Raw genomic sequence first — 22,965 nt, 5'->3', positions numbered from 1 at the left:
CGACCGCGCGGCGAGTCGACCCTTGGCGAGGGCCGTGATAGCTTGGTCGAACGCTGGCGCGGAAGCCCGACAAAGGAGCGCGCGTGCCCTATTCGAGCGATGTATTTGATGCCGACATCGAGGCCTTCTTGCGTACTCACGACGCGCAGTCCTATCTGGACCTCGGACCCGGCGCCGGCAAGTACGGACGCATGATTCGTCGCGTCAACCCCGACGCGCTGATCGCCGCGGTCGAATGCGACGACACCTATATCTCCTACTTCGAGCTCGAGGGGATCTACGACGTCGTCGCGCGCGCTCGGATCGAGACCGCCTTCGACGCCCTCCCCGACCTCACCGCCGACGTCGTGCTCATCGGCGACGTGATCGAGCACCTCAAGAAGTCCGAGGGGATCGACCTGCTCAACTACCTCATCTATCGCTGCCACTACTGCCTCGTGGTCGCGCCGCAAAAGTATGTTCAATACAGCTGGCGCGAGCGCGCGGCCGAGGCTCACCGCTCCGTGTGGGCCCCCCGCGACTTCGAGGCCTTCGGCGCCGAGGTTCAGGTCCGGAGCTCGACGCTGCTCGCGACCTTGACCGGCTACCTCGCCGATCCCGAGGCCGAATTCGGCTACGACTTCGTGCGCCCGGAGCCCCTCGCGGGCCTTGTCTAGCAGCCCGCTCCTGCCCTCGGCGCTCGGCGCTCGGCGCTCGGCGCATGCCTGGCCAAGCGCCCGTCCACTCGTAGCTAAGCGATCGGCGGGATGTCGGCGAACGCTCGTCGAATCCCTCGACAGCGAGGGCCCCGCGAGCCTCGAACATCTCGGGCGGCCCGAACCCTTTGTCGGTTGTTCGTCGGTGGATCGTCACGAGCCGATCGATCGGGTGAACGAGCCAGTACTGCCAGACACCGTGGCGCTCGTAGACCGCCCGCTTGACCAGGTGGTCGCGCCCGGCTGTCGATGGCGACAAGACCTCGATGACCAGCTTGGGTGCGCCACGGCAGCCGCGGTCGTCGAGCTTGGCCAGGTCACGCACGACCGAGATGTCGGGCTGGACGACCGTCTCGACCTCCTCATCGAGTTCGTCGCCCTCGGGGAGGCGAATGTCGAAGGGCGCCGGCAGTACGCGACAGCCTTGGGTATCGAAGTAGGTCAGAAGCTGAGCGACGAGGGATCGAGGGGCCCAGGCCATGCGGGGGACGAGCGAGTTGAGGATCGTGCGGCGAGGAGGGCGTCGTCGAAGGGTTCCGGCTCCTCTCGGGTGGGGCCTCGGGGGTCGCGGGGCTGAGCGCAGTGAGCTCTGCAGGGGCCTGGGGGGCAAATTTGTTTCTCACTTCGGGCCCGCGGCTCCGAAACCTGCCGCAGACCCGGCTCGCGACTCGTGAACCCGCGCACACAGCGCCACGGCTCGCGGCGTGCATCGCCTCCAAAAATCCGCTGCCATGTCACAGGCTTGGGGAATCACCTCCTCGACCGCGCCGCCCCGTCTACGATGCAGGGACCGAGACCGGCGACTCGCCCGCGCCCGCCGGCGATATGGGCGGGGTCCAGTCACCATGAACGCGCGCATCTCGAGTTTGGCGCTCATCGTCGCGCTCGCCGGGTGTGCCGACAGGACCGCCGACTTCGACGACCCCGCGCCGACACGGGTCGCGTGTGTCGTCATCACCGGATGGGGCTACTGGGACAACGGGGACAAGCACGTCATCATCAACGAAGAGACCGGCTCGTCCGGGACGGCGTGCCTTTGCCTGACCGATGAGGAGGTGCTGTCGGGGGCCCGGAACGAGGAGCTGAATGACCTGGCGTTCGCGGAGTGTACGCGCCTGGTGGATCTGTTCTCGGGCGGCTTTGACTGGGATGACTGCGAGGAGAACTACTTGGCGGGAGCGTGGACCTCTGGCCTTTCGTTCGCAGAGGGTGATGACCACGCCTGGATGAACAGCGGCGGTCTCGACTGCAACGATGGCGCCGACGAGTCCCTCGGGTGCTCGACCGACAGCGAGCCCGGCCCCGCGAGCGTCGTGCTGAGCGCCCTGCTCGCCCTGGCGCTCCTTCGTCAGCGCCGGGGTTGATCGCCGTCGACCAACAGGCCCAGCTCCGCGGCGACCTCGACCCGGCGCGCGTAGTAGGGCACCCGCCAGCGCGCGGCCCAATCGAGCCCGAGCGCGTCGGCGCTCCAGGTCGGCACGGGGATCAGCCCACGGCGGGCGAGCTCGCGGTGGAGCATGACCTCGGCCTCGGGCTCGCGCGAGAAGGGGAAGGGGTTGCGGGCCTCGTCGTCGGGCAGGCTCGGGTACTTGTGATCATCGCGGGCGATCAGCTCGATCAGCTCGCGCCCGCGCGTGTCCATGTAGGTCAAGAAGGTGAGCGAGAAGGGCGCGGGCACCTCGGCCTGGACCGCGGGCTCGCGCGCGACCCACTTGGCCCAGTCGAAGCCGTAGACGAAGTCGTGGACGTAGGAGAAGTTGATGACCGTCGCGCGCCCGTAGAGGCGCTGGAGGTCGGCCATCCGCGCGAAGCGATCATCGACGCAGGCGGCGGCGCCAGGGCCCTGCGCGCGGGCCTGGTCCACGATCGCGAGGGCGATCAGATCCAGGTCCCAAAACAGGTTGCCCGGGAACGCGTCGAGCTGGGCGAGGGCGAGGGCGCACAGGCCCTCGGCGACAGGCGCGGCGAGCTCGGCGGCGAGCGAAGGCTCGAGCTCGGCGAGGGCGCGGCGGTGGACCTCGACCAGCGGCGTCGCGTGCTCGCGCGCCGGATCGAGGGTGCGCAGCGGCCCCGTGACTCCGCGCGCGAGCGCCTCGGTCGCCGCGCGGAGCGGGGCGTCGACCATCAGCGCCGCCACCCGAGGATCGTGAGCGCGATCAAGATGACCGCGATCAAGGTCGCGCTGCGCCACTGGGCCTGGTGGAGGACGCGCTTGTAGGCGCGCTGGGCGTCGAAGGCGTTGGTCGTGGCCTCGGGGCTGAGCTTCCGCAGGCGCCGCCAGTTGACGAGCACGACGATGACCACGAGCGCGCCGACGGGGGCCGGGACCACGCCGCTGACGCGCACGGTCACGGCCCAGACCAGCGCCGCGGCCAGGCCCAGGCGCTCGACCAGGGCCCGCGCGGCCCGGTTGCCGTACTCGCTCGCGTAGGTCCGCTTGCCGCCGCGGCGGTCGCTCTGCTCGTCGGACAGCCCGCTGGCCACGGCGCTGGCCAGCGCGAGCAGGCAAAAGCCCGGCAGCAGCCACAGCTCGCGGACCAGGCCCGACTCCCCGCTCTGCAAGAAGAGGTGAAACCACGGCAGGACCAGGCCGACGCCGAGGCCCTCGAGCCACTCGCCGCCGCCGCGATAGTTGAGCCGCAGCGGCCAGAAGGTGTAGGCCAAGAAGATCGCCATCAGCGCGAGCGCGGACCAGGTCGCGCCCGCGCGCGCGAGGGACAGCTCGGCGTAGAGCGCCACCCCCAACCCGGCGAGGCCCGCGACGACACCCGCGGTCAAGACCGCCGACCCCGGGAGGATCGCGTCGGGGATCGTCTTGGGCGAGCAGCCCTCGGGGAACATCTGGCGCTTGATCCGATCGACGCGGCGGTCGCCCCAGTCGTTGAGAAACACCACGAACAGGAGCTGGCAGATCGTGAAACACAAGCCGAGCACGAAGGCCCGCGGATCGACGCGGCCCGCGGCCGCGACGCCAAGCGCCTGGCCCAGGATCGTGGGCACGAGCAGCTTGGGCCAGCTGTCGACCTTGGCGGCGTAGATCCAGCGGTCGATCAGGCTGCGCGAGGCCGGGTGCACGCCGGGAAGGTAGCAGAGCCAGCCGCGCTTGCCCGAGAGGCCCCGTGCGGGCGCGTCAGACCGGTCCAGGCCTGGGTTTCGGCCGCTGGCGTGTTGCGGGCGGTGGGCTCGGGGGCGTAGCGTCCTCACCATGCGATCGACGATGGCCCTGCGCGCGATGCTACCCGCGCTCGCGCTCGCCCTCGGCCTCGGCCTCGGCTGCGACAAGCCGAGCGAGACCACCGCGCCCGAAGACGCCAGCAAAACCGACGCGGCCGGCGACCCGGACGACGAGATCGACGAAGACGCGAGCGTGGTCATGCTCCGGGCGGGCACGGTCATGACCGCGACCGGGACCAGCTATTCGCCCGGCGCCGTGCTCCTGGTCGGCGACGAGATCGCGGCCGTGGGCGCGCCCGACGAGGTCGAGGTCCCGGCCGGGACCGACGGCGCGACGGTCGTCGAGCTCGGCGACTACGTGATCACCCCGGGCATCATCGACACCCACTCGCACATGGGCGTCTACGCGTCCCCGGGCCTCGAGGCCCACGGCGACGGCAACGAGATGACCGGCCCGGTCACGCCCTACGTCCGGGCCGAGGACGGGTTTTGGCCTCAGGATCCTCAGCTCGGTCACGCCCTCGCGGGCGGCATCACCAGCGCCCAGATCCTGCCCGGCTCGGCCAACCTGATCGGGGGTCGCAGCTTCACGATCAAGCTCCGACCCGGCGCGCGCTCGGCCGAAGATCTGCGCTTCGACGGCGCCCCGGCCGGGCTCAAGATGGCCTGCGGCGAGAACCCCAAGCGCGTCTACGGCGACAAGGGCGGGCCGGTCACGCGCATGGGCAACGTCGCCGGCTACCGCAAGGCCTTCGAGGAGGCCCTCGACTACCAGCGCAAGTGGGCCAGCTACGAGCGCAAGCTCGCGCGGTGGGAGACCCGCGAGGACCGCGAGCAAGCGTCCAAGTCCAAGTCCAAGTCCAAGCGCGGGCACGAGGGCGATCACAGCGACGAGAAGGAGCGACCCGAGCCCCCGAGCCGCGACTTCGGGCTCGAGACCCTGGTCCGCGTGCTCGACGGCGAGATCCTCGTGCACATGCACTGCTACCGGGCCGACGAGATGTCGCTGATGCTCGAGCTCGCGCAGAGCTACGGGTTCTCGATCCGCAGCTTTCACCACGCGGTCGAGGCCTACAAGATCGCCGACCGGCTCGCGGCCAACGACACCGCGGCCTCGGTCTGGGCCGACTGGTGGGGGTTCAAGGTCGAGGCCTACGACGGCGTGCGCGAGAACGCGGCGCTGGTGACCAAGGCCGGGGCCCGGGCGATCATCCACTCGGACTCGGCCTCGGGCATCCAGCGCCTCAATCAAGAGGCCGCCAAGGCGCTGTTCGCCGGGCGCAAGGCCGGGATCGAGATCAGCGACGAGCAGGCCCTCGCGTGGTTGACCCTCAACCCGGCCTGGGCGCTGGGGATCGACGCGCGCACGGGCTCGCTCGAGCCGGGCAAGGCCGCCGACCTCGTGGTCTGGAACACCACGCCCTTTAGCGTCTACGCCAAGGCCATGCTCGTGTTCATCGACGGCGAGCTGGTCTACGAGCGGACCCTCGACAACCGCCCGCAGTCCGACTTCGACCTCGGCCTGCGCGACGAGCTCCGGAGCGCGCCATGAAGATCTTCACCGACAAGCTGCGGCCGGCCTTCTTGCTGATCCCGCTGTTCGCCCCCCTCCCCCTGCTGCTCACCGCCCTGCCCCCGGCCCCAGCCGAGGCCGCGCCGCCGGTCGTCGACGTCGACGCCGAGACCGAGACCGTGCTCCTGACCAACGCCACGATCCAGGTCGGCGACGGCACGATCATCGAGGGCGGCTCGATCCTGATCGAGGACGGCAAGATCTCGAAGGTCGACGAGGGCAGGATCGCGGCCGGGCCCGACGCGACCACCCACGACCTCGGCGGCAAGGTCGTCACGCCCGGGCTGATCGCGGCCGACACCTCGATCGGTCTGATCGAGATCGGCGCCGAGGCCAGCACCCGCGACGACGCGCGCAGGGACGGCGACGGCCCGATCAAGTCGGGCTACGACCCGGCCTCGGCCGTCAACGCCGACTCCGCGCTGATCCCGATCCAGGCGATCGAGGGCGTGACCACGGCCGCCGTCGCGCCGCGCGGTGGGTTGATCTCGGGCGCGGTCGCGTGGATCGACCTGCTCCCGGGCGACCACGCCAACATCGTCGCGGCCGAGGGCGTGGCGATCGCTACCAACTTTGGCCGTAGCTACGCGGGCTCGCGCGCGGCCTCGCTCGCCGAGCTCCGCGAGGCCTTCGAAGACGCGAAGTGGTACCGCGCCAACCAGCGCAGCTACGAGCGCAACCAGGCCCGGGCCCTCGTCGCCCACCCCCTCGATCTGCGCGCGCTGTGGCCCGTGCTCGACAAGACCATCCCCCTGGTCGTGCGCGCCCACCGGGCCAGCGATCTGCTCGCGCTGATCGAGCTCGGCGAGAGCCTCGACATCGAGCTCACGATCGTCGGCGCGGCCGAGGGCTGGAAGGTCGCCGAACAGCTCGCCGCCGCGGGCCTGACCGTCGTCGTCCAGCCAACCCAAAACCTCCCGGGCAGCTTCGACACCCTCGGCGCGCGCCTCGACAGCGCGGCGCTGCTCCACGCCGCCGGGGTCGAGGTCGGGATCGCGACCTTCGACAGCCACAACGCCCGCAACATCACCCAAGAGGCCGGCGTCGCCGTGGCCAACGGGCTCCCGCGGGCCGCGGCCCTGGAGGCGATCACGCTGAACGCCGCGAGGGCCTACGGGATGGACGACGAGTACGGGACGATCGCGGTCGGCAAGGTCGCGAGCCTGGTCGTCTGGGACGGGGCCGACCCCTTCGAGCTGTCGACCTCGGCCGAGCAGGTCTGGGTCCGCGGTCACGAGCTCGAGATGAAGTCGCGCCAGACCCAGCTGCGTGACCGCTACATGGACCTTCAACAATTCGCGGACTGACCCCCGCGGGCAAAAGGCGGGTAGACTCGACCGCGGTGACCCCGCCCTCCGCCCCCCTCGAGATTCGCCATCGCGGCACGCACTTTTGCGTCGCCGCGTGCGAGAGCCTGGTCGTGGTCGTCTGCGGCCGGGTCGTCGACACCGTGGACCTCGACCTGATCGCCAAGGTTCAGCGCGAGCTCAGCGACGAGTGGGGCCACTTCGTGGCCCTGACGATCATCCGCGCGGGCCTCGAGATGACCGTCACCGACGAGGTCCGCGAGAGGAGCGCCCGCAACATGCGGGAGTTCGCGACCACCACCCTTGGCTCGGCGCTCGTGGTCGAGAGCGGCGGGTTCCGGGCGGTGTTCTTCCGCTCGGTCCTGACCAGCCTCCAGCTAGTCTCGCGCTCGCCGGTCAAGCAAAAGGTGTTCAGCGACATCGGCGAGGCCCTGCGGTGGCTGCTCGCGCGCCCGGGGGTCGAGGCCAAGGCCGCGGCCGCGATCGACAGCCTGGTCGCCGACGTGATCACGATCGCCGACGAGTACGGCGAGCCCCCCGAGCCCCCCGATCAAAAGTCGTAGGGCCCCGCGGCCATGACCTCGCGCGGCAGCCAGCACTCGTGGACGTGGAGCCACGCGAGCCCGCCGGGCGCGACGCGATCGGCCTTGAACACCGCCGTCGCCGCGCGCCCGTTGTCGGCGGGCGTCGAGGCCTTGGCGTTGCGCTGCCACTCCTCGTAGGTGACCAGCACGAGGTCGCCGATCTCGCGGCGGAGCACGACCTCGCGGATCGCGATGCGAAAGTCTGGGTTTTGCCCGTAGCCCTCGCGGATCGCCCTGGTCAGGCGCGGGAGTGACATCAGCGTCCCCGCGGGCGGGACCAGCACGAAGCCAGGGTCGAAGCGCCGGGCGAAGCCCCGCTGAAACACGTCGTCATCGTTCTCGACCGCGCCCGTGAACCACGAGACGAAGAACTCGTGGAGGGCCTCGATCTCGGCGCGCACGCGGTTCGCGGTCTCCGACGACTCGACCCGCCGCACGTCGCGGTTGATCTCACGATCATCGCTGGAGTCATGGTTGGTGTTCGGCATCACCCCACGCTCGCACTTGGCTGGGGGGGCCGCAATGATAGATTCCGGGCGCAATGCCTCTGGACCCCGATGATCTGCGCACGCCCCCGGCACCCGAGCCCGCCGAGGCGCCGTCCGAGGCCGAGCGCGAGGCCTCGGACCCACCACCGACCCAGCTGCCCCCGCGGCTCATCGATCAGCTCGACGACCGCAGCATCGCAGCCGCTTCGCAGCGGGGCCCGATCCCCGAGGGCCCGGCCCCGCACCCCTTCCACGCGCCGCTCGGCGAGCCCCTCGACAGCGGCGCGCTCGAGCCCGACGCCGGGACCCGCGGCGAGTGGATGCGCGAGGTCTCGGAGCACGTCCTCGAGCTGCTGCGCACGATCCCGACCCGCTCGGCCAAGGGCCAGGTCGGCGCGGCCGGGCAGCGCCTCGCCGAACGCCACCGCGCGCCGATCGGCGAGCGCGCCCTCGACGGTGGCCTGCCCCGGGCGCTCGAGCTGATCGCGGGCTCGATGGACGCCTCGCTCGAGGCCGCCGGGCCCGGCTACCTGGCCTACGTGCCCGGTGGGGGCCTCTACGCCGCCGCGCTCGCCGATCTGATCAGCGACGTCGCCAACCGCTTCACCGGCTACGCGATGGCGGCCCCGGGCTGGGTCCGGCTCGAGCACGACGTGATCGAGTGGCTCGCCAACGAGTTTGGCTACGGCCAGGACGCGCGCGGGCTCCTGACAACGGGCTCGTCGATGGCCAACTTCACCGCGCTTTGCACCGCCCGCCACCATCACTTCGGCGACACGGGCGACTACTCCCGGGCGATCGTCTACACCTCGACCCAGGCCCACCACAGCATCGCCAAGGCCGCGCGCATGGCCGGCGTGCCCGCGGCCAACCTCCGCGCGGTCGCGGTCGACGGGCTCTTGCGCCTCGAGCTCGATGACCTTCGCGCCCAGGTCGAGGCCGATCGTCACCGCGGGCTGCGGCCCTTTTGCGTGATCGCGACGGCCGGCACCACCAACACCGGAGCGATCGACCCGCTGCCCGAGCTCGCCGCGCTGTGCCGCGAAGAAGATCTGTGGCTTCACGTCGACGGGGCCTACGGCGGCGCCTTCGTCCTCGCGCCCAGCGGGCGCCCGCGCCTGCGCGGGATCGAGGCCGCCGACTCGCTGTGCTTCGACCCCCACAAGGGCATGTTCTTGCCCTACGGGACCGGCTGTCTCCTCGTTCGTGACGGCGCGCGCCTGGCCGCCGCGCACATGGCCGAGGCCGACTACCTCCGCGACTTCGATCCAAGCGAGACGCCGAGCCCGGGCCACCTCGGGCCCGAGCTCAGCCGGCCCTTCCGGGGCCTGCGCCTGTGGCTGCCCTTGATGCTCCACGGGGCCGCGGCCTTTCGTGACGCGCTCGAGGAGAAGCTCGCGCTCGCGCAGCTGTGCACCGAGGGCCTCGATCAGCGGATCGCCGCCGGGCAGGCCCTGGAGCTCGTCGCCCGGCCGCAGCTGTCGACCGTGGCCTTTCGCCTGGCTCGGGCACCCGACGAGGCGCTCGCGGACTGGAACGCGCGCAACGTCGGGCTGCTCGAGCGCATCAACGCGCGCGAGCGGGCCTACCTGTCGAGCACGCTGCTGCCGGTCGTCGACGGCGACGCGGTCACGCTGCGGGTCTGCGTGATGAGCTTTCGGACCCACCGCGCGCAGATCGAGGCCCTGCTCGAGGACCTCGACCTCGCGCTGCGGGCGAGCTCCTGAAGCGTCGAGGCGGCGAGGCTCAGGGCTCCTCGCGCGCTCCAGCTGATCTTCATCTTGTCGGTGTGTGGGCCGTCGCCGGCGCGAGGCCCTACGAAGATGGTTGTGGCCCGATGCTTGGCATGCTCGCGGCACGCTTTCGCCAGGCAGGCTGCGAGGCCACGGATGGGGTTTTGCGAAGGGACAGTCGTATGGGGTCGGTGCTGGCTCCTGTTCGATGGGCGCCGCGTCGCCGCGAAGCTGCTCGAGCGCCTCGAGCCGACCTCGCTTGGCCAGCGATGGTGGCGAGGCAGGTACTTCCCGCACGAGACACCCGCCTCGGGATGGGTGTCTCGACCGCGCGCGCGCACCCGAGCGCGATCCAGCAAGATCGCGAGGAGGCCGCCGCCTGATCATGCTGCTCGACGATCTCCGATCCACGACAGTTGACAACCTCTCCCACCTGCGCGGTCCTGGTGCTACCATCCGACGGCGTTCAGACGAGCCATGGGGTCCAAAAAGTACAAGGTCAAGCAGGGCGAGTGCATGTCGAGCATCGCTCATGCCCACGGGTTCTTTTGGGAAACGTTGTGGTCGGACGCTGACAACGAGGAGCTGCGCAGCGAGCGGGAGAGCCCCTTCGTGCTCGAGGCCGGGGACATCGTCTCGATCCCCCCGCTGCGCCAGCGCAAAGAGACGTGTCAGACCGGGGTCCGACACACTTTTCGGCGCAAGGGCGTCCCTGCCAAGCTGTCCTTGCAGTTGTGCGTCGGCGGAGAACCCCTGGCAGAGGTGGGCTACATACTCGAGCACAGCGGTCAGGAGTTCCTCGGCGCGACCGATGCCCAGGGCCATGTCGAAGTCTACATCCCCCCCTACACCCCCAAGGCCATTCTGCGCGTGGGCGATCGCGTCTACGACGTGACGCCGAGGTCCCTCGACCCGGCCGAGACGATCCGGGGAGCGCAGGCCCGGCTGGCGAACCTCGGCTACTACCACGGGAAGGTGCACGGCAAGCTCGACACGCTGACGGGACTGGCGATTCGACGGCTGCAGGCCGACCACGAGCTCGACGTCACCGGAGAACTCGACGACCCGACCATCTCTGCGTTGAAGACCGCCTACGCCGCGGAGCGCTAGGAGCCCGAAAAGAATGACGACCACCACGACCCTCGAGGACGAGTACAAGCTGGCAAGGGTGAGCTTCGAGCGAGCGTGTCTCCAGGCGGGACGCGAGCACCCATGGGGGGAAGGACGAGGCGAACATGTGTGACGAGGAAGAGGAAGAGGAGGCGCCGCGGGAACGCCTCGTTCGATTAGAAGAGCCCAACGTTCTCGATGAGGCGGTCCCCGAGGGTGCCTTCACAATCTGCTTCTCGGGCACGGCCTGCACGCGCGACGAAGGCGAGGTCACTCGGGAGGCTCGCAGGAATACCGGTGAGCGCGGCGCCTGCGACAAGAGGATCTACTGTGACGAGACGGGCTACATCCCGGTGCGCATGCACCTCGAGATCTCGGGTGAGCTAACAGCGACCTCGCCGAGCATAACGGTCCGCGGGGTGGGCGAGAACGACTGGGCCGAACCCGACAACGAGAGCGAGGCGCTACTGCTCGACGGGCCCTTGGATGTGCCCACGAGCCTGGTCAAATACTGTAGTAGCTACTCCGGCGGGGACCAATTCAGCTCGGGTGAGCAGCTCAAGGGCCATGCCGTGACCGCGCTGGCGCTGCACGCTGCGAACCTCGCGGCAGACGCGAGCGCGGAGACGATCAACTTCATCGGCCATAGTCGCGGGGGTGTCTCGGCGATCATGGCCGCGTGGTTCCTCTTTGCGTACGGCTCCCGGGCTGTGAGGAACACGCCGGTCAACATCTTCGCGATCGACCCGGTGCCTGGACCCGGCAACTGGTACAGCATCATGACGCAGCTCGCCCCAAACGTCGCGCACTATGTGGGCGTCTACGCCTGGGACATGTGTTCGCGCAATGGTGACGTCGGCTTCCGACCCCTCGTGCCCCGGCCGAACATGGGGATGGGTCCCGAGCTCCCAGATGACAAGGAACCCTGTGCGACCGAGGTGCGACGAGCCGCCTGGCACAATCTCGCGGCCGCCTGGCAACGCCAAGACCCGTTGATGCCGCTCGCTCGCGACCAGCCGGCCAAGTACGAGCTGTTCGCCTGCCGCGGTCGCCACGGCACCGTCGCCGGCAACGCGACCTCGAACGGCGACTACGATCCGAACGACGCTGGGAACATCCCAGACCCCGGCACCGGTGTGCTGAGCGATCCCGACAGGGATCCAAACTACCTCGCCGAGGAGGTCAAGTCGGTGCCGAAGCTGGTCTACCGAATGGCGCGCGGCTACCTCAGCGAGTGGGGGACCGACTTTCGCCAGCGCAGCGCCGTGCAAGAAACCGCGCTCGCGTTGCGCCACCAGATGAACCTCGATCATGGGTTGTTCGACAGCATGGGGGGCGGCGCCACCCGGACGAGCATGCGATCGGGGCGACCCTGGGTTCGGACGATATCCGCGACCAGCGGCCGCAACCCCCTCGGATACTCCTACATGGACGACGTCGTCGGTGACCCTCCGTACACCATGGCGTATCCGGTCACGAGCGAACGCGCGAAGGCGGGCTGGGTGAAGTGGCGGTTCTTATAGTCGGGTCACGGGACCAGTCACGGGACCAGGTCGCGGGGATTCAGCACCATGAGTAAGATCGACGACGTCATTGAGCAGATCGGGGCCTACTTCCACCACGACGCCGGTGAGAACTACATTCGTCTGATGGACACGCCCCGTGTCTGGGGGCTGGGGTTCGGGCGTGAAATCATGCCTCGGGCCCAGGCGCGTCAGCTCGAGTTTCAGCATGCGATCGAGGAGATCATCCACAAGGCGAAGTACCGCGTCGACATCGTGTCGCTCAACCCGCCTGATGTCGACTGGCTCCGCGTGATCCTCGGGGCCATGGACACCTGCCTCAGCACGGTCATGGACCGCAGGGCGTCCGTGCAGTTTCGCTTCTTGTTCGGCGAGACCCCGACGAAGGTCGATCTGTCCCAAAACGACTTCTATGGCGAGATCAAGGCGGCCCTCGTCCGCCTCGTGCGAGGTCGGTCGGATGCTTGGGAGCAGCAACCCGAGATCTGGATCGGAAAGTTCTGTCGAATCTCCGACGGTGCCATCTCACGCATGATGGGGGGCGACACTCGGATGACCTGGAACCACACCAAGGCGGTGGCGGCAGACGGCTGCGAGGCGCTGGTCGGGGGCCACAACCTGAACATGGACCTGTTTCGTAGTTACCCGCCGGTCCACGACGTCTCCGTGGTCGTCCACGGGAGCGCCGCCTACGGGGTTCAGATGTTCATGAATGGGATGTGGACGTGCGACACCACGCTGCTGAGCAAAGAGGTCCTCGAGCTTCCGGCGAATGAGTGGAAAGCAAAGAACGGAGCGAGGTCGAGTATCGTCGACCCCTTCGCCGACCGCGGGGTCATGGCGGCGGTGGAGGAGGCCCAGGGACGCCTCGTCGACATGCACCGGGCGCGGGCTCAGGGCGGAGCCCCCCCTCCCGCGGAGACGTTGCCGGCGGCGGAGGCGGCGATGAAGGCGAACGATCACCAGACGGTCGAGGAGGTGTACGAGGACTTCCCCGTCCGTGTTTTCCGCGAACACTACACGGGATTCGACGAGTACAAGCGGGCGACGCGGGTGCTCTCCGTGGGCAAGTACTGGAACGGTCCGGGGCTCGACAACTACCAAAAAGCCTCGGAGATCATGAAGGAGACGCTCATCAAGGGGGCCCGAAGGACCATCAAGATGTCCCAGATGGACCTGGTGAGCACCTGGAAGGAGTCCTGGAAGGACCACGTGGTCTGCCAGTGGATCATCGAAGCGCTGCTCGCCAACGAAGCCCTGAACGTGTACGTCGTGGTGTCGCCGCTCGACGCAGGTGCTGGTGCCGGTGGCGACCCCTACTCGTTCGGCTCGGGCGCGGTGCGGACCTACGGGCTGATGGAGTACTACCTCACCCACGAGGTCGACACCGACGAAAAGATCGCGGACGCAGAGGAGCTACGAAAACGCAAGCACGCTCTCGGGCGCCTCCATATCGCACCGCTATACTACACGGACCAGGTGCCCGACGAAAAGACCACGGAGGGGGACACCTACTTCTGGCCCGACCTCGATCGCGCAGGCTACACCGCGACGGTCAAAGAACAGTCGCTGGCGGAGAACCCACCCAAGAAGGGGATCATCGGTAGCGCCGCCAATTCCGTCCTCAAGGGCAGTGGCATGGTCTACGAGAAGGTGCCTTCGGCACCGGGCAATCACGCCAAGATCATGATCATCGACGACGAGGCCTATGTCGTGGGATCCGACAACCTGTACCCGGGCTTCTTGTCGGAGTTCAACTACCTCATCGAGGGAGATGCAGTTCGGTGCATGCTCGACGAGTACTGGGAGCAACTGTGGGGGTACTCGCAGCCCCACTGCTGCGTCCCCAAGGACGACTAGTCTTCACGGCCTTTGGAGGTCGCCCACGGAAAGGACATCCGATGCGGGGTCGCGGGATGCGTGAGCATCGCGCCACCTCGCGCCACCCCGCGCTTGGCGTGCTCGGCGGCCGGCGAGGCGCATCCCCGACGGGCCAGCTGCCGGACAAGACCCGTTCGGCGCGAACTCGCCCCCGAACTTGCCCTGCTCCGTGAACCCGAGGCACGGCTCGACCATCACGGCCCGTTCAGAGTCGGGTCGGTCACGCCGCGAAGTCGAACGAACGCTCCCCAGCTGGGGCTGGCCTTGGCCGCGGAGGCGGACGGGCACCGAGGCTCAGATCGGCGAGCGCCCGTGCGATGTCGTCGGGCCTGTCGCACCGCGGCAGCGCGGGCAGGTCATGATGTCGACCGCGAACACCCGCGCGAGCAGCCACGCCCATGGATGTCGAGAGGGTTGCTTGTTCGCGCGCCCCGACGATGTGGTCCTGGTCCGGCAGCGGCCGCGGGAGGCGTTCTTGACCGCGCTGTGCCGGGCCGGGGTGACGCTGCCCGAGATCGTCGTCACCGACCTCGACGCGCCAACGATCGACGCGCCGGATCTTGGGGCCCTCGCGCGGGTCCAGCCGTGGGGGTGGACGCCCCGGCTCGCGCGGCGGCTGGCACCGCTGCGGGCCCGGGCGTCCGACGATCCGGTTCCCGCGCAGGGCTGGCCCCCGGAGCTGCTCGCCAAGGCGCTGGGCGTCTCGGTGCTTCGCCGGTTGCTGCCGGGCGAGCGCCTCAGTCACATCGAGACGATCGGAGTGGTCGCGCACGACGCAGGCGCGGTCGTCGACGCGATCGAACAGTTTCGCGGAGCCGGCCACGCGACGGTCGCCTGCAAGGCGAGCTGGGGCACAGCGGGACGCGGGACGATCCGGGTGCTGGCGGGGCCGATCCCCGATCCACAGCGCGCGTGGATTCGTCGGACCCTCGCTCGACAAGGGACGATCGTCGTGGAGCCCTGGCTCGACCGGGTCTGCGATCTGTCGTTGCGTTTGACGATCGGAGCACCGGGGCGCGCCTGCATCGACCGTCGCGCGGACGCTCGCAGAGGCCGAAGAGTTCCTCAGCGGGGCGGCGTCCGTGAGCCCTTGAGCGCTGGTCTTGCACGGGGGTCATCGCGCTGCATTTCTTGCATGTGCCTTGATGCCCTGGCTCGAGGGGCCTAGCCAACTGAATACATATGGGCAGGTTCATCGCGGCGATTGTGGTCTTGTTCTTCACTCTATCCTGCACTGCTGACGGTCCTCACTCGGAGGAGGACGACGACGATCGTGCGTATGTTCTGCGGTCGTCATCGGCGCCGACGCAGTGGTTGACGTCAGGCGGCTTGTCCTACCGACGAGCGACCTCGCAGGAGCTCGCGCGCAACGACTGGGCGCCGGGAAGTTACCTCGTCGAGCGCCACGCTACGGCTGGCCTCCGCTACGGCCAGAACTCGGCCACGGTCTTGCTCCCCCGCGGCGACGGTGACACGGAGGCGCTCACCCTCATCCGAGTCACGAACGCCCAGAGCGGCTCGTTTGGCACGATCTCCTACACCACGAGCATGTCACACCATGCCGAGACGGTCCTGTTCGACACGTTTGAGAAGGAGGACGAAAACGGCGAGCACTACGGACGCGTGGTCATCGCGGACAATGACTCGCTCTACGGTCTGGTCAAGAACTCGTCCAACGAGACCTTCGAGATCCTGCAGCTGCAATCTCGTCACTACATCGACACGGCGCTGGCTCCGCCGATGGCTGCGGGCGACTCGATTGTCGTCAGCCCGCTCGGCGAGATTCCTCCCGGCCCTGGCCACAAAATCCCGAACACCGGAACGATCACGCGCTTGTCCTACATGGGCGAAGGGATATTCTGCATGAATCATGTCGATGACTGGAAGGCGATCTTGCACTACCATGGTCAGACCGTGCGCACGGTTCACTTCAACTCCGCGACCGGGGGAGACCTGCAGCTGGTGTTCAGCACGTGCCATTTCTTTGACTCTATCGATCAGGCCATGACGTGCTCGAAGACCGGCGGCGGCGGCGCCACTCCTAGTTATTGCTACGATGCCGAGGGCCATCTCTATCCATTCCGCGATACGATGAACCTCAGCGGCCTCTTTTACCTCTACGACCTCCGAGACGTGGCCTGGGACACCGTCGACCATGCCGATCTCCACCTCGCCATGCCCGATATCGAGCTCGTGCAGGTTCGGACCGGGGCCCTCATTTACGATCCCTCGAACTTGGAAACAACCCAGGGCATCGGCGATGGGCCTAACACCGACCCGATGGTAGGTTGGAGCGAGCTTCGCGGGCGGAGCGTCGCATCGAGCGGGACCGAGCTCGGGGGTCTCGTGAGCGCGCACAAGTTCAGCCACAACTTCGTAGGTCCAGAGCATGATGGAGAGGAACTGATGGGCCAGTACTCCCACACGCTCATGTGGGAGATCGTGCTGCACACCACCGCACCCTGGTTCTCGGCCGCGAACGCCGAGGCCGCCGTAGACTGCGTGGACTCGACCTCCTGTCCCGTTGGCGCAGCCTGGTCGAGCCCCTAGGAGCCCGTGGTGCGAACAACAATGGGTACACGCAGGTCAGCTCGGGTAGTCGTTGGTGGCGCGCTCGCCCTCCTGGGGACATCGTGTCACTCGGCCGACCCCCACAGCCCGGACGAGACGCCACTAGACAACATCGTTCGGATCGAGGGCGCACACGGGACCGTGTGCGCTCATCGGTCCGACGACGTCCCGACATGCTGGGGCGGGCGAGCTCACTACGAGATCATCGGTGATGACGAGCCCGCGTCCGAGGGCCGACTCGACCCGCCCTCGCTACCCTTCGAACACCTCGAGGTCGTGGGCAACGCATGCGGGCTGTACAAAGGGAACGTGTACTGCTGGGGCCGCGACCACGGCGACGGGCGGCTCGGCTATGGGTTCGGCGACTCCGAGATCACCCTCGAGCAGGCGCTCGAGCGTGGCGGCGTGGCCATTGGTGAGCCCATCATCGCGCTCGACAGCGGCGCGTCGAGCCACATCGGGACCTCTCAGGTTTGCGCGCTCGGCGAGTCGGGCGACGTGTACTGCTGGGGCTTCGGGTCGAACCTGGGGTACCCGGGGATCATGATCGTCGGCGACGACGAGACACCCGCACAGATCGGCCCGGTCGAGCTCGGCGGACGGGCCGTGGCGATCGACACGGGCGGCGCGGGCACATGTGCGATGCTCGACGACGGCGCGCTGCGCTGCTGGGGGAACGCCTCGCTCGCGGGAGGCGTCAAGATCGGAGACGATGAAGATCCCGCGGACGGGCCCCTGATCGAGCTTGGCGCGACGATCCACGCCGTGTCCGTCGGCGATGGCCACGCCTGCGCGATCGTTGGCGACGGCGAGGTCAAGTGCTGGGGATTCGACCCCTTTGGCGCATTGGGCCGGCCGGGCATCGCGGGAGCGAGCCCCAGCGCTTCGCTCGAGCCAGTCGAGATCGGCGGGCGAGCGGTCGAGATCGTCGCGCAGGTCGAGTCGAGCTGCGCGCGCCTCGAGGGCGGCGAGATCATGTGCTGGGGCTCGGGCAGCTACGGCAAGATGGGCCATCCCTGGCATCCCTCGTGCGAGGTCTACGGACCCGCCTTCTACTCATGCAGCGCCGATCCGAGCTGCTGCATCGGCGACGACGAGACCCCGCTCGCCGCCGGTCCTGTCGACTTGCCCGAGCCCGCGCGCGATCTCGTCGGCCTGAGCGCCGGGGCCTGCATCTTGGCCGAGAGCGGGGGCGTCGTGTGTTGGGGCGGCAGCTTCTTTGGTCTGCTCGGCGACGGGATGGCGCCAGCGTGCAGCGCCGGCCTGGAGATTGGCCCGTCGTGCCTGGTCGATCCGCGCTGCTGCATCGGCGACGACGAGACCCCCACGCAAGCAGGCGAGCGCGCGTGGGTCCCACTCGACTGACGCGCGACAGAACGTTGCTCTCAGTTGTTTCTGCGCCGACGCGATCGAACCCGAGGTGTGAGGCACAGTCAGACCAAGGCGATCTACGAGGATGTCTGCACGCGGATGCGCTACCCGCCCTATTGCACGGGAGTACCCCGAGTCACGGGTCGGGGCAGACTTTCACCAGCCCGTCGGTCTCGCTGGCGAACAGTAGGCCCCCCGCGTGGATCGGCGCGAAGTCGACGCTGCCGGTCGGCGCCTCGGCCCAAGTCTGCGGGGGCAGGTAGGTCACGGAGTCGATGTCCTCGACTCGGACCAGGCTCGAGAAGCGCGCGGTCGCGCTCGCGAGCACCCACGGGCCGCACGCACCCAACGCGATGGCAGCGAACCCGAGCACCAAAAACCACGGTCGCTTGTGAGTCCGGCCCACGGTGTATTCTACAGCGTGGCCCCGCGCTTCCGCAGCCACGCGGCCGCGAGCTCGCCACCGTGATCCGCAGCTTGCCCGAGACCCACAAGCAGGTCGCCTACGCGGTGCTCGGCACGCTGCACATCCAGGCTGCCGTGGAGTAGACCGAGGCGCGCGTCACGAAGGCGGCGACGAGCGGTCGACGACCAACTCCGCGATCTCGACGTCGAGCGCCTCGGCGACCTTGCGCAGCCACTCGAAGTCGCCCTCGCGCTCGCCCGCGATCACCTCGAAGAACTCCCGACGATCGAGACCGGCCCGGTCCGCGACGACGGCCAGAGCCACGCCCTTCTCCTCGGTCAAGCGGCGGAGATTCTCGGAGACGAGCTCGTGGATGGGCCGGCTGTTCACGGGCCGGCATACTATCCCACCCCCGCGCTCCAGTGCTAGATCGAGCACCCGAACCTCGGCTACAGTTGTGGGACCCCCGTCGTCAGAGGTCCGAGCGTGAGCAACAACAAGGTCTACGCCAACGGTCGCACCATCGTTCATAAGGGAGATGGCCAGGCCAACGCGTCGGCTCCCCCCGACGTGTGCAAGACACCTTCCCCCGGGGGCCCAGTCCCCACCCCCTACGTCAACGTCGCCAAGAGCAAGGACCTCACCGGTGGCACCAAGAGAACGAAGATCGACGGCAAGCCAGTGGCCATCGACGGCGCCAAGATCTCGACCAGCACTGGAAACGAGGCGGGCACCGCTGGCGGCGGGCTGCTCTCGTCCAAGACCAAGGGCAAGCTGACCTGGGCGACGAAGAGCCCGAACGTCAAGTTCGAGGGCAAGGGCGTCATCCGGTTCATGGACACCGCCCTGCACAACGGCAACACCTTCAACACCTCGTTCATCCAGCAGGGCGGGACCGGGATGGCCTACGGGGATGACTTCGATGGCCCGTGTCCGCTGTGCAAGAAGTCGCCGGACAAACATCAGATCAAGGAGATGAAGGAGTCGAGCGCGAAGATCGCCTCAGACATCCTGAAGCGCCTTCACGCCACCCCCCGACGCTATGCCAAGACCGCCCGCCACAGAGACGGAACTGTCCGGCTCAAGGGCTACATGGTCGGTGTGCTCGTGTGCAACTGCACGGTCTGGGCGACAACCTCAGGCTCGACGCAGGAGCACTTTCACGAGGCCGCCGAAGGCTGCGTGACGATCGGAGGCGGAGCCGTGAACTCGACGATCCTCGTTGGCGACGACAGCCGCGCCTACGGGTTCTTCATGGACCGCGTCGAGCAACTCAAGGAAATTCGGCGGACAGCAGGAGGAACACGCGAGGAGATTGAACGTCGACAACAGACCAACAAGCCTGGGGAGTGTGCTGCCCAGAAGCTCCTTGCGAGGGCGCGAGGGCATGAGTTGTTGTCGTTGACCGAGGTCATGTGGCGCCCGAAGGGTCGTTGGACGGGTCGATATCGCGTGAAGGTGGTCAAGCCAACCAATACCCGCACGATCAACATGCCCTTCAGTGACTACACCACGGCCGACGCTGCGGCTGGCGCGACGGACAAGTCCGTCGCTTCTTGCCAGTCCTGTCAGCTGCTCTTGCCTCTGGTCTTGTGTGACCTCGGGAACTGGAAATGTTGAACGCTCAGGACTGGCAGAAGATCATCGACTTCATCGATGAGCGCGACCCGGGGTTCCGCGGTCGCATACGAGGCGCGACCGCAGAGCGGATTGCACAACTCCAAGCGATACACGTAGCGAAGCTCCCCCGAGCCTACGTCGATTTCCTGGCGCTCATGGGTGAGGACCACGGGGGCTTCGAATTCAGCTGGGAGCACTATTCGACCATCGACGATCTCCTCGCCAACGGCACTCCCACCGAAGACTCACAGCTCCCATACCCCGAGACTCGGCTTCTCTGGATCGCCGGTCAAAAGAACGAAGAGGATGACAGCTACTGGGGCGATCTCTACCTCGACATGAAGGACGGCGATCGGGACGATCCGCCAGTCATCGCGCACGATTTCTATGACGAGGAGCCAGACGACCCTGGGCCTGAGAGCGTTTTGGCCCTTCGCTTCACTGACTTGATCCAGTCGAACGCATACGCGAACTACGAGCGAATCAAGAACATGTACCAGTACTGGTTCAGCCTTCAGTTCTCGAAGAAGAAGACAGCCGCCGTGTGGCAGCGGCTCCGTGAGCAGCTCCAAGCGATGGGGTGGCAGGAGTGTCTGCCTGGAAGCGAAAGCACCTGGTTTGGGCAGCATGCCGAACCGCTCTCTCTCGACGTGAAGATGAACCACCGAGGGATGATCCGAATCCTCGTCGGCGCGAACGAGCGCAAGCGCGTTTTGTCGGTGGTCGAGGAGCTCAAAGACGAGTTCCCCACGATGGCGAACCCGGGCAACTGGTTCGTCGATCGAGACGAAGAATGAACAACCTGACCCCTTTCGCGGCGACCTGCATGCCCTTCATGACGCCGAAGAACCTGGAGGCGGCGCTCATCGTCGTCGCGGGTCGCTTCGATCTACCCGAGCCCCGATCACGCGTGGGCGCTTCAATCAGCGAGCACCAAATCCTCCCGCCACTCGAGGACGAGTACCACGGGGAACCGAGCCGCTCGAGCTTGAAGCGGGATGGTCTGGGCTCATGCCCGCGGTCAGGGACGGACGTACACGTCTGCGGTGAGGCCTGGACCCTCGGCGGGCAGCCGGCGACCGAGACGGTCGTCGAGGTTCGGGTCGGGCCTTGCAAGCGCAGGGCCGTGGTCTACGGTGATCGCTACTGGCGACGCGGGCTCGCCGGTCCGCGCCCGAGCGCTCCTCTGCCCTTCGAGCGCGTATCGCTGACCTACGAGCGTAGCTTCGGCGGATTCATCGACGGCGCGCGTCGTCGGGCCATCCGAGACGCCTCCGAGCGTAACCCCGTGGGCGAGGGACTCGTGCCCAGCTTCACGTCGGCGGTCGATCGAGCGCTGCCCAACATCGAGGACCCAAACCAGCTCATCCAGAGCCCATCCGATCTTCCGATCCCTGCCGGTTTCGGCCCCATCGCCCGCCACTGGGGCCCGCGCAGAGTCTTTGCCGGCACCTACGATGACGCGTGGGCGACCAAGCACGCCCCCCTGTGGCCCGCCGACCTGGACGAGCGCTTCTTTCGTGCGGCCTCGCCTGGGCTGCAAGCTCCCGAGCACCTCGTCGGTGGAGAACCGGTCCGCCTCGTCGGGCTTCATCCAGACGGGACCATCGAGTTCGCCCTTCCTCGACACCGCTTCCTAGCGAAGCTACGCACGGCCGCTCAGACGCTGCGCTTGCCGCTCGCGCTCGACACAGTCGCAATCGACACGACGGAGATGGCCCTGACGATGATCTGGAAGAGACAGATCATCTTGCGTCCGAACATCTTCATTCTCGAGGACATCATCATTCGGATGCTTCGCGATCGGAGCTCGACGTGAACGGGTTGTGGATCAACGCCGTCGGCATGGCGGGTCCCGTTGGGCTCTACTCGGCGGCAGCGCTGGCGGCCATGCGCGCGGGTCTCACCCAGTTTGAACTCGACGACGAGATCGACTTCAGCATCAGCAAGAGCTCGTACCTTGAGCCCGGGGCCAGCCGGGCTCAACGAACCCTCGCGCTGATGGAGATCGCTTTTGCAGAGATGTTGCGAGCGCTGGTCGAGCTGGGCCTGACGTCGATTCCGTTGGTCCTGGCCTTGCCCAGTCCCGAGGAACATGGCCGAACCATCCAGGCTCAGGCGAGCAAGGCGCTGTCCCGGATGAGCGCGGAGAACGGCGCGCCCCCGATCGACGTGAGCAATCGCGGCGGCGTCGTCGCAGGACGAGCGGGGACGATGCACGCTCTCAGTCTCGCGCGCGAGCTCCTCGACGGCGACAAGGTCCCCTTTGTGCTCGTGGGCGCGATGGACTCTCTAGTCGACTCTGTCACCGTCGAGCAGTTCGATCGCGCAGGGTTGTTGCTGTCCCCCGAGAGTCCCGACGGGCGCATACCGGGTGAGGCGGCCGTGTTCTTGCTCGTCAGCAACGAGCACCGATCCGCCCGTGCTCAGATACTCGCGCTCGACCATCTCCAGCATCCCGAGAGTTTCGCGGCCTACCTACATGGACAAGCATCGGCCCACGCCCGCGGTCTCACCGAGTTGTTCGCGCGCCTGAGTCGAGGGCTCGATGGTCGGGTCGAGGGAGTGTTCTCCGGTCAACCTCACGGGGAATTCTGGGGGCGCGAGTTTAGCTACGCGTACTTGCGCAACGCCCCCTTCATGCCCGAGCCCCTCTACCATCGAGATGTCGGAGCCGAGCTTGGCGACGTTGGAGCGGCTGCCGGGGCCGTGGCGATCTTGCAAGCGATGGATGAACTCAATCCTTCGCCGCGCCTTTACCTCGCTCCTCGCGAGACCGCGCTCGTGTATGCCGTCTCGGATCGAGGCGACTTTGGGGGGTGTGTTCTGCGTCGAGTCTCTCGGTGACGAGAGCTCATGGCAGCCGATCGGCGCCTGCGAAGTCCGGGCTGCCTTCGATCGCCGGGCGCGGCTCGCCATCGATGTCGAC

General features: G+C 67.7%; 21 protein-coding genes and 1 pseudogene. 16 read left to right on the top strand and 6 right to left on the bottom strand.

The genetic code is table 11. From position 1 onward, the window contains the following. Positions 1 to 83 precede the first annotated feature (83 nt). Complete coding sequence (locus ENSA5_RS39260; protein WP_146155858.1) at positions 84 to 656, top strand: hypothetical protein; 573 nt, start codon at positions 84 to 86, stop codon at positions 654 to 656. A 202-nt stretch (positions 657 to 858) separates the two neighbouring features. On the opposite strand, the pseudogene ENSA5_RS39775 reads toward ENSA5_RS39260, so the two are convergent. After that, a pseudogene (locus ENSA5_RS39775) lies at positions 859 to 1,176 on the bottom strand (Uma2 family endonuclease); the annotation flags it as partial. A gap of 364 nt (positions 1,177 to 1,540) precedes the next feature. Between ENSA5_RS39775 and ENSA5_RS18750 the strand changes: the two are divergent. Then, positions 1,541 to 2,059, top strand: coding sequence for an MYXO-CTERM sorting domain-containing protein (locus ENSA5_RS18750; protein WP_181197909.1), 519 nt, complete (start codon positions 1,541 to 1,543; stop codon positions 2,057 to 2,059). Here ENSA5_RS18750 and ENSA5_RS18745 read toward each other — a convergent pair. Continuing rightward, a complete protein-coding gene (locus ENSA5_RS18745) occupies positions 2,044 to 2,832 on the bottom strand; it encodes a ferrochelatase (protein ID WP_106393049.1) in 789 nt (262 codons plus the stop codon). The genes ENSA5_RS18750 and ENSA5_RS18745 overlap by 16 nt on opposite strands. Continuing rightward, positions 2,820 to 3,770, bottom strand: a complete 951-nt coding sequence (locus ENSA5_RS18740; protein ID WP_258182918.1) for a prenyltransferase — start codon at positions 3,768 to 3,770, stop codon at positions 2,820 to 2,822. Before ENSA5_RS18740 ends, ENSA5_RS18745 begins: the two co-directional genes overlap by 13 nt. A gap of 157 nt (positions 3,771 to 3,927) precedes the next feature. Between ENSA5_RS18740 and ENSA5_RS18735 the strand changes: the two genes are divergently transcribed. From ENSA5_RS18735 to ENSA5_RS18725, 3 genes are read left to right on the top strand one after another with little or no spacing between them, the layout of a single operon-like run. Then, positions 3,928 to 5,421, top strand: coding sequence for an amidohydrolase (locus ENSA5_RS18735; protein ID WP_444843371.1), 1,494 nt, complete (start codon positions 3,928 to 3,930; stop codon positions 5,419 to 5,421). Continuing rightward, positions 5,418 to 6,749 (top strand): amidohydrolase family protein, encoded by a 1,332-nt coding sequence (locus ENSA5_RS18730; protein WP_106393046.1) that lies wholly within the window; start codon positions 5,418 to 5,420, stop codon positions 6,747 to 6,749. Before ENSA5_RS18735 ends, ENSA5_RS18730 begins: the two co-directional genes overlap by 4 nt. A gap of 35 nt (positions 6,750 to 6,784) precedes the next feature. Next, complete coding sequence (locus ENSA5_RS18725; RefSeq protein WP_106393045.1) at positions 6,785 to 7,312, top strand: hypothetical protein; 528 nt, start codon at positions 6,785 to 6,787, stop codon at positions 7,310 to 7,312. On the opposite strand, the gene ENSA5_RS18720 is transcribed toward ENSA5_RS18725, so the two are convergent. Next, complete coding sequence (locus ENSA5_RS18720; RefSeq protein ID WP_106393044.1) at positions 7,300 to 7,821, bottom strand: hypothetical protein; 522 nt, start codon at positions 7,819 to 7,821, stop codon at positions 7,300 to 7,302. The genes ENSA5_RS18725 and ENSA5_RS18720 overlap by 13 nt on opposite strands. Positions 7,822 to 7,874: 53 nt before the next feature. Here ENSA5_RS18720 and ENSA5_RS18715 point away from each other — a divergent pair, with 53 nt between their 5' ends. From ENSA5_RS18715 to ENSA5_RS18685, 7 genes are all read left to right on the top strand, one after another. Continuing rightward, positions 7,875 to 9,548 (top strand): pyridoxal phosphate-dependent decarboxylase family protein, encoded by a 1,674-nt coding sequence (locus tag ENSA5_RS18715; RefSeq protein WP_106393043.1) that lies wholly within the window; start codon positions 7,875 to 7,877, stop codon positions 9,546 to 9,548. A gap of 522 nt (positions 9,549 to 10,070) precedes the next feature. Then, entirely contained in the window at positions 10,071 to 10,664 is a 594-nt protein-coding gene (locus ENSA5_RS18710; RefSeq protein ID WP_181197908.1) for a peptidoglycan-binding domain-containing protein, read from the top strand. A 125-nt stretch (positions 10,665 to 10,789) separates the two neighbouring features. After that, positions 10,790 to 12,187 (top strand): Tat pathway signal protein, encoded by a 1,398-nt coding sequence (locus ENSA5_RS18705; RefSeq protein ID WP_258182916.1) that lies wholly within the window; start codon positions 10,790 to 10,792, stop codon positions 12,185 to 12,187. Between the two features lie 48 nt (positions 12,188 to 12,235). Beyond that, a complete protein-coding gene (locus tag ENSA5_RS18700) occupies positions 12,236 to 14,047 on the top strand; it encodes a phospholipase D-like domain-containing protein (protein WP_106393041.1) in 1,812 nt (603 codons plus the stop codon). 439 nt (positions 14,048 to 14,486) lie between these two features. After that, complete coding sequence (locus ENSA5_RS18695) at positions 14,487 to 15,236, top strand: hypothetical protein (protein ID WP_106393040.1); 750 nt, start codon at positions 14,487 to 14,489, stop codon at positions 15,234 to 15,236. Positions 15,237 to 15,250: 14 nt separating this feature from the next. After that, entirely contained in the window at positions 15,251 to 16,618 is a 1,368-nt protein-coding gene (locus tag ENSA5_RS18690; RefSeq protein WP_106393039.1) for a hypothetical protein, read from the top strand. Positions 16,619 to 16,780: 162 nt separating this feature from the next. Next, entirely contained in the window at positions 16,781 to 18,004 is a 1,224-nt protein-coding gene (locus tag ENSA5_RS18685) for an RCC1 domain-containing protein (RefSeq protein ID WP_181197907.1), read from the top strand. Positions 18,005 to 18,146: 142 nt separating this feature from the next. Here ENSA5_RS18685 and ENSA5_RS18680 read toward each other — a convergent pair whose 3' ends face one another. Together ENSA5_RS18680 and ENSA5_RS18675 are read right to left on the bottom strand one after the other, a co-directional pair. After that, on the bottom strand, positions 18,147 to 18,416 hold the full coding sequence (locus tag ENSA5_RS18680) for a hypothetical protein (protein ID WP_146155855.1): 270 nt from the start codon (positions 18,414 to 18,416) through the stop codon (positions 18,147 to 18,149). Positions 18,417 to 18,572: 156 nt separating this feature from the next. Then, complete coding sequence (locus ENSA5_RS18675; RefSeq protein ID WP_106393036.1) at positions 18,573 to 18,806, bottom strand: helix-turn-helix domain-containing protein; 234 nt, start codon at positions 18,804 to 18,806, stop codon at positions 18,573 to 18,575. 96 nt (positions 18,807 to 18,902) lie between these two features. Between ENSA5_RS18675 and ENSA5_RS18670 the strand changes: the two genes are divergently transcribed. Genes ENSA5_RS18670 through ENSA5_RS18655 form a run of 4 tightly spaced genes read left to right on the top strand, consistent with a single transcriptional unit; the run spans position 18,903 to position 22,883 of the window. After that, the gene (locus ENSA5_RS18670; RefSeq protein WP_219906809.1) at positions 18,903 to 20,036 is read left to right on the top strand and encodes a DUF4150 domain-containing protein; all 1,134 of its coding nucleotides are present in this window, start codon (positions 18,903 to 18,905) and stop codon (positions 20,034 to 20,036) included. Next, positions 20,030 to 20,833, top strand: a complete 804-nt coding sequence (locus ENSA5_RS18665; RefSeq protein WP_106393035.1) for an SMI1/KNR4 family protein — start codon at positions 20,030 to 20,032, stop codon at positions 20,831 to 20,833. Before ENSA5_RS18670 ends, ENSA5_RS18665 begins: the two co-directional genes overlap by 7 nt. After that, positions 20,830 to 21,855 carry a DUF2169 family type VI secretion system accessory protein gene (locus tag ENSA5_RS18660; RefSeq protein WP_106393034.1) on the top strand — a complete coding sequence of 342 codons (1,026 nt, stop codon included), beginning with the start codon at positions 20,830 to 20,832 and terminating at the stop codon, positions 21,853 to 21,855. Before ENSA5_RS18665 ends, ENSA5_RS18660 begins: the two co-directional genes overlap by 4 nt. Beyond that, positions 21,852 to 22,883: a hypothetical protein gene (locus tag ENSA5_RS18655; protein WP_106393033.1), complete on the top strand. Its 1,032-nt coding sequence runs from the start codon at positions 21,852 to 21,854 to the stop codon at positions 22,881 to 22,883. Before ENSA5_RS18660 ends, ENSA5_RS18655 begins: the two co-directional genes overlap by 4 nt. Positions 22,884 to 22,965: the final 82 nt, after the last annotated feature.

It is taken from the genome of Enhygromyxa salina (assembly GCF_002994615.1).
In the GTDB taxonomy this organism is placed as follows: Bacteria; Myxococcota_A; Polyangia; order Nannocystales; family Nannocystaceae; genus Plesiocystis; species Plesiocystis salina_A.
This window is presented reverse-complemented; position numbering and strand designations above follow the sequence as displayed.